The organism is Cypionkella aquatica (assembly GCF_030161095.1).
GTDB lineage: Bacteria > Pseudomonadota > Alphaproteobacteria > Rhodobacterales > Rhodobacteraceae > Cypionkella > Cypionkella aquatica.
The window spans coordinates 714440-720900 of record NZ_BSPP01000007.1 but is presented as its reverse complement, the minus strand read 5'-3'; the positions used below and the strand labels follow the sequence as shown (position 1 = coordinate 720900).

The window sequence follows — 6461 nt, the reverse complement described above, 5'->3', positions numbered from 1 at the left end:
CCGTCCCTTCCTTGGGGAGGACTCTAGTCGCAGATGGAGGAAAAATCCCGTGGCAGGTCACGGTCGCTGCGCGTTCTTATTTGCGGTCAAAGGCTTAGGCGCGGGTTTGCTGGCCTGCCGTTATTCGTGGTTTTGGCGGAGCATGGGGCGTTCGTTGGCAGAAGTGCCCCAATCGCTGCCGCAAGTGCGGGTGGCGGGGTGGGCAATGCTGCGGCCGCGTGATCATGGCGGGGCTGCTTAGTCGGGTCGGATATCTTTCTGCAACGCAGCGGAACCGGGCGCGGTGGGGCGCGTTTGATGATCGCATTATTCACAAAGGACACCACCGCCATGCTGGATCAGCCGAAGCAGATTGCCGCGTTCGATATGTCTGCCGGGCGCAGTGACACGCTTGGCGCGGTTGCCGATGCGCAGGGCACAAATTTCGCGCTGTTTTCGGAACATGCGACGCGGGTAGAGCTTTGCCTTTACGATGCCTCAGGTCAGGTGGAGATCCAGCGGCTTGACCTTCCCAAGATGGAGGGCGGCATTTGGTATGGCTATCTGCCGGGCATCGGGCCGGGACAAGCTTATGGCTACCGTGTGCATGGCCCTTTCGCGCCAGAGCAGGGTCACCGCTTTAACCCCGCCAAATTGGTGCTGGACCCCTATGCAAATGAACTGACCGGCGATCTGGTTTGGGACGATGCGCTGTTCGGCTATCCGGTTGGCGGGTCAGATACCCAGTTGGACGATCGCGACTCGGCGCCTTTCATGCCAAAATGCGTGGTGGCAGACCCGAGCTTTGATTGGGATGCCGAAAAGGCACTGAACCATGCTTGGGAAGATACGGTGGTTTATGAGGCGCATGTCAAAGGTCTGACACAACTGCATCCCGAGGTGCCCGAGGCCGATCGTGGCACCTTTGCCGGGCTGGCCAGCGACGCGGTGATCGCGCATCTGCACCGGATTGGCGCTACAGCGATAGAATTGCTGCCGATCCACGGCTTTGTGCAGGACCGTCATCTGGTGGAGAAGGGCCTGTCAAACTATTGGGGTTACAACACGATTTCCTTCTTTGCCCCGAACCGGCCCTATCTGAAATCCGGTTATATCCGCGAGGTAAAGCAGGCGATCCGCCGCTTTCACGCCGCAGGCATCGAGGTTATTCTGGATGTGGTCTACAATCACACCGCCGAAGGCAACGAGCTTGGGCCGACACTGTCGTTCCGCGGCATTGACAACGCCAGCTATTATCTGCTGTCGCCGGAAAATCCACGCCACGGCTTTGACACCACGGGCACCGGGAACACGCTGAACATCGCGCATCCGATGGTGCTGCGCATGGTGCTCGACAGCCTGCGCTATTGGGTGGAGGCGATGCATGTCGATGGTTTCCGCTTTGATCTCGCCTCGACGCTTGGGCGCGAGCCGTCAGGCTTTGAACGCGAAGGCGCGTTCTTTAATGCGATCCGGCAAGACCCGGTGCTGTCAAAGGTGAAACTGATCGCCGAGCCGTGGGATATTGGCGAGGGTGGCTATCAGGTGGGCGGTTTTCCGTGGCCGTTCCGCGAATGGAACGACAAGGCGCGCGACGATATGCGGGCGTTCTGGCGGCGCGACAGCGGGATGGCACCGCAAATCTCGCAACGCTTGCTGGGGTCACCCACGCAGTTCAATCATTCGAACCGCCCTGCGACATCCTCGGTGAACTTTCTGGCGGCCCATGACGGTTTCACACTGGCGGACACTGTGGCCTATGACGACAAGCACAATGCGGCGAATGGCGAAAATGGCGCGGATGGCCATTCCAACAACCTGTCGCACAACCTGGGTGCAGAGGGGCCGACCGAGGATGCGGGCATCCTAGAGGCGCGTCGCCGCCGGGTGCGTGGGATGTTGGCCACTCTGGCGCTGTCGCAGGGCGTGCCGATGATCCTTGCGGGCGATGAATTTGGCCAGACGCAGGGCGGCAACAACAACGCCTATTGTCAGGATAACGAGACGACATGGCTTGGCTGGGAAAAGGCAGATCAGGATCTGATCACGGCGGTCAGCGACCTGCTGGCGTTCCGCAAAGAGATCGGACTGTCGCGGGCAGCCTTTGCACTGGGCGATGGTGCAGCGCAGGATGCGATGGTTGCAGAGTGGCTGCATCCGCGTGGTGGCGCGATGACCGAACAAGATTGGCAGGCGGAAGGCGCGTCCTGCGTCATGCTGCGGCTGGCGCGCCCCGAGCAACCTGATCTGCTGATCTGCCTTAACGCCGCCGACCGAATTATCATAACGCTGCCAGAAGGCGGATGGACCAAGCGGATCGACACCACGCAAACTCCGGTGGGTATGGATGAGGTCGTGGAAACCGCGGTAGAGGTGGATTGGCAGTCGGTGACGGTCTTTGAACGCAGTAACCGTCCCGCGTGATCGCCTGAAGGGCCTGCGTCTTGGCGCGGACATACTCGGACAATGCTGATCCTCAGCCGCTATTCCTTGGTGCTGCTGATCTATGCCTGAACGCGACCAGATGCGTGTTTCTCGCGAGACGGTGTGCTTTTCGCACTCATTGAAATCCGATCATAGCCACCGGACCGCAGCTCTTTCAGGCGTCACCCACAGTGCAAGACTGCGCAGGAGAACACACAGCAGTGCTGAGACCATGCCGCGCGATGCTGCTGCGGGAGCAATTCATATTTCCACACGAACATGGGATCTAAAACTGCCATAATTGGCTTTTTAGCTAAAAGAAATATTCGATTTTTGGACGGAAAATCAAAGATACTTTAATATATCATCGTTCCACGTATATTATGCTGATCTTTGATCCATAATAATTGCTCTTCTGAATAAAATATGACTGCCATGAGCTTGGGGCCACATTGGCGTGGCCCCAAGGATTTTTTTAACACCGATCCGATGTGCTTAGAAACCCATCGGTGGATCAAGTGGCCGGGTAGCGCGCAAACGGATCTGGCGTTCTTCCTCGGTTTCTTCCGAGCGCCAGCCTTCAGCCTCATACCCGATACGACGATCTTCAAGCGAGCGCGTCGGGGTGTTGTCCAGCGCCGTTACAACGGCGTTGCGATGCTCTTCCGGGAAGCGGACGCTGACGGCCACGCCACCCCGACGAATGGCCTCGGAAAACACCGGAGCATCTTCCTCGGACAGGCCCAGATCGACAATCGCACCAACAGCGCCACCCGCCAGCGCGCCACCGATGGCACCCACTGCGGTCGCAGCCAGCCAGCCCGCCGCAACCACCGGGCCCACGCCCGGAATGGCAAGCAAGCCCAGACCGGCAAGCAGACCGCCGCTGCCGCCAATCACGGCCCCAATGCCCGCACCGGTCGCGGTGCCCGAGGCATCGGCATCGGTGTTGACAGTTACGACACGACCAGTCACCGCATCACGCTGAATCAGGCCCTGATCGTAATCACGAAAGCCTTCGTCACCGATCAGCGACACGTCAACGCCCGGCAGGCCAAGCGCATTTACATTCGACATCGCAGCTTGTGCGGTGGCGTAGTCGTCATAGACTTTTGTTGTTACAGCCATAATTTTCTCCAATTCTGATGTTTATTGCGCGCGCTTAGGCTTTCGGCGTGGTGACGACGTTGCCTTTGTAGTCCACGGCAACTGAGACTTCGGCGCCGTCCACCTTGCCGATGCCGCGCCAGATGCCTTTGTCGTCCAGCGTCAAGGCCGAGACTTCGGTGACGTTCCAAGCCACCGCACGGTCACGCGCCTGCTCTTCGGTAAAGCTGTTGGCACCTTCAAAGGGTGCGCCTTCTTCCGGGGTGTTCTGCGCCCAGTTTTCCGAGCCGCACATCTCGAGGAAGGCGGCTTTGCTGATGCCGCTGGCTTCCGGGGTCATCGCGTCAACGCGCGCACGGGCGAATTCGCGCGGCGCTTCGGCATCGGTCAGGTAGCCGTTTGCATCAGCATCCAAAGCGGTGAATTGCGCATCGCAATCTGCCGTAGGCGCCGTGGCGGGTGCCACTGTTTCGGTCTGTGCAAATGCGGTGCCGCCCAGTGTGACGACAAAGGCCGCGCTCAGCATACTTGCTTGAAATCCACGCATGATGTTCCTCCTTGGAATGATTGGCGCAATGATGAATTGCGACTGCTCAGGTGATAGGAAAACACAGTGGCGGTGATTAAGTTCCGGGCGATTGCCTAGTTATACAACCGAAGATAATATATAGCGGATTATTGCCTATTACGATGCAAAGTTCAGGCAGATAAATTTCGTTTGTGCGTCAGTTTCAAGACCATAAATAAAATATGCCGGGGCATGCAGATCAACTGATCTGAACACCACCGGCACATATGCTTTATCGACCGGTTGCTTTATCAACCAATTATCGCGCCCTGCTCTAGACCGAAGCAGGGCGCGCAGGTTCAGGCCAGATCGCGGATCGTCGCCTCGCGCGCCCAGTAGCGGTGCTTGGCGGTTTCGGGCAGTTTGCTGTAATGGCCAACGCCCGCATCTGGTTCGATACCAGCCCGCGCCAGAATTACCTTCGATCCGTTGCAATGCCCGATCGCCTTCAGGTGGACGAAAGCCTCGTTGACAAAGCCCACGGCTGCAGAATCCTTGGCCAGCTTCTCAGCCACATCGGGTGCCAGGATCATCGCGATCGCATCAAACAGCATCGAAGGCGAGCCTGCCAGTTGGCCGTCGGCCTTCATCTCTCCGCCTTTCAGCTTCAGCATTCCCACTTTGGGTGCCACAGTGAAAACGCTGCCACCTTCGGCCTTGATCGCCGCGATCAGCTTGTCAATCTCGGCCTTGTCCGAGCCTTCGCCAAACAGCAGGCCGATCTTGCGGCCTTGCAGCGTCGGCTTCCAGTTCTTCTGGATCGAAAGCGCATCCGATGGTGCAAGTTCTACGGGTGCACGGAACGGTTTCGCTGCTGCGGGCAAATCCATCCCGATGCCATCCGCAACCCGCTGCGCAAGCCCCGGATCGACGTTTTGCAGATTGGCCAGAACGCGGCTGCGAATATGGTCCAACCCGACCTTCGACAACTCGAACACAAAAGCCGAAGCGATATGGGCTTGCTCGTTTTCGGTTTGCGAGTGCCAGAACATGCGCGGCTGGCTGTAGTGATCGCCAAAGGTTTCGGCGCGGATGCGCAGCTTTTCTCCGGCAACCTCTTGCGGTGCGGTCATAAAGCCCGAGGCACTGGCGCGTGGGCCGGGATCTTCAGCGGCAAGGTCCAGACTGTTCGGCTCGTAATTCGCGCGCCCCTTTGGCACGGCGGTCTGCATCAGACCATCGCGCATCATGTTGGCGTAGGGGCATTTCGGCGCGTTGATCGGGATCTGATGGAAATTGGTCGTCCCCAGCCGGGATTTCTGCGTGTCGAGATAGGAAAACAGCCGCCCTTGCAGCAGCGGATCATCGGAAAAGTCGATGCCCGGCACAATGTTAGAGGGCAGAAACGCAGCTTGCTCATTCTCGGCAAAGTGGTTGTCGGGGTTGCGATCCAGCACCATGCGACCAATCACCCGCAGCGGCACGATCTCTTCTGGGATGATCTTGGTGGGGTCGAGCACATCATAGGGCAGGCTGTCAGCCAGTGCCTGATCGAACACCTGCACCGCGAAATCCCATTCCGGGAAATCACCTGCAGCGATGGCCTCGTGCAGGTCGCGACGGTGGTAGTCGTTGTCGGCGCCTTGCAGCTTGGCGCTTTCATCCCAGACAAGGGATTGCGTGCCCAAACGCGGGCGCCAGTGGAATTTCACAAAGCTTGCAGCGCCTTTGGCATTCACCAGCTTGAACGTATGCACGCCAAAGCCTTCCATCATCCGCAGCGAGCGCGGGATGGCACGGTCAGACATCGCCCACATCACGGTGTGCATGGTTTCTGGCATCAGCGAGACAAAATCCCAGAACGTGTCATGCGCCGAACCGGCTTGCGGATAGCCTTTGTCGGCCTCCATCTTGACCGAGTGGATCAGGTCTGGGAATTTGATCGCGTCTTGGATGAAGAACACCGGGATGTTGTTGCCGACCAGATCCCAATTGCCTTCCTCGGTGTAGAATTTGACCGCAAAGCCACGCACGTCGCGGGGGGTGTCAACCGACCCTGCCCCGCCAGCCACGGTTGAAAACCGCGTGAACAGCGGTGTCTTCTTACCTTTTTCGGCAAACAGCGCAGCTCGACTCAGTTCTGGGATCGGATCAGTACATTCAAAATAGCCATGCGCTGCCGAGCCGCGGGCGTGCACGATACGCTCGGGGATGCGTTCGTGGTCAAAGTGGAAAATCTTTTCCCGCAGGATGAAATCTTCCAACAGGGTCGGGCCGCGGTGACCCGCACGCAGGCTGTTCTGGTTGTCAGAAATCGGCATGCCGCTGTTGGTCGTCAAAGCTTCCCCGCCCTTTTGCTGGGTTTCGCCTGCATTTCCGATTTCGGTATTGTACATAGGACGCGCCATTTTGCTGCCTTTCTGACTGGGTGCTGAGCCGCGAC

The 6461-nt window shown here is 58.5% G+C and carries 4 protein-coding genes; 1 reads left to right on the top strand and 3 read right to left on the bottom strand.

The window, feature by feature from the left end:
• Nucleotides 1-330 precede the first annotated feature (330 nt).
• Nucleotides 331-2403, top strand: a complete 2073-nt coding sequence (gene glgX, locus QQJ98_RS12055; RefSeq protein ID WP_284325597.1) for a glycogen debranching protein GlgX — start codon at nucleotides 331-333, stop codon at nucleotides 2401-2403.
• Between the two features lie 495 nt (nucleotides 2404-2898).
• On the opposite strand, the gene QQJ98_RS12050 is transcribed toward glgX, so the two are convergent.
• The 3 genes from QQJ98_RS12050 to QQJ98_RS12040 form a co-directional block, all read right to left on the bottom strand.
• A complete protein-coding gene (locus tag QQJ98_RS12050; RefSeq protein WP_284325568.1) occupies nucleotides 2899-3531 on the bottom strand; it encodes a hypothetical protein in 633 nt (210 codons plus the stop codon).
• 34 nt (nucleotides 3532-3565) lie between these two features.
• The gene (locus QQJ98_RS12045) at nucleotides 3566-4057 is read right to left on the bottom strand and encodes a hypothetical protein (protein WP_284325567.1); all 492 of its coding nucleotides are present in this window, start codon (nucleotides 4055-4057) and stop codon (nucleotides 3566-3568) included.
• 320 nt (nucleotides 4058-4377) lie between these two features.
• Nucleotides 4378-6414 carry a catalase gene (locus QQJ98_RS12040; protein ID WP_284325566.1) on the bottom strand — a complete coding sequence of 679 codons (2037 nt, stop codon included), beginning with the start codon at nucleotides 6412-6414 and terminating at the stop codon, nucleotides 4378-4380.
• Nucleotides 6415-6461: the final 47 nt, after the last annotated feature.

What these genes read in the sequence shown, in the direction of transcription:
- QQJ98_RS12040 (WP_284325566.1), bottom strand. Translation starts at nt 6,414, where the DNA reads ATGTACAATACCGAAATCGGAAATGCAGGCGAAACCCAGCAAAAGGGC.
- QQJ98_RS12050 (WP_284325568.1), bottom strand. Translation starts at nt 3,531, where the DNA reads ATGGCTGTAACAACAAAAGTCTATGACGACTACGCCACCGCACAAGCT.
- glgX (WP_284325597.1), top strand. Translation starts at nt 331, where the DNA reads ATGCTGGATCAGCCGAAGCAGATTGCCGCGTTCGATATGTCTGCCGGG.
- QQJ98_RS12045 (WP_284325567.1), bottom strand. Translation starts at nt 4,057, where the DNA reads ATGCGTGGATTTCAAGCAAGTATGCTGAGCGCGGCCTTTGTCGTCACA.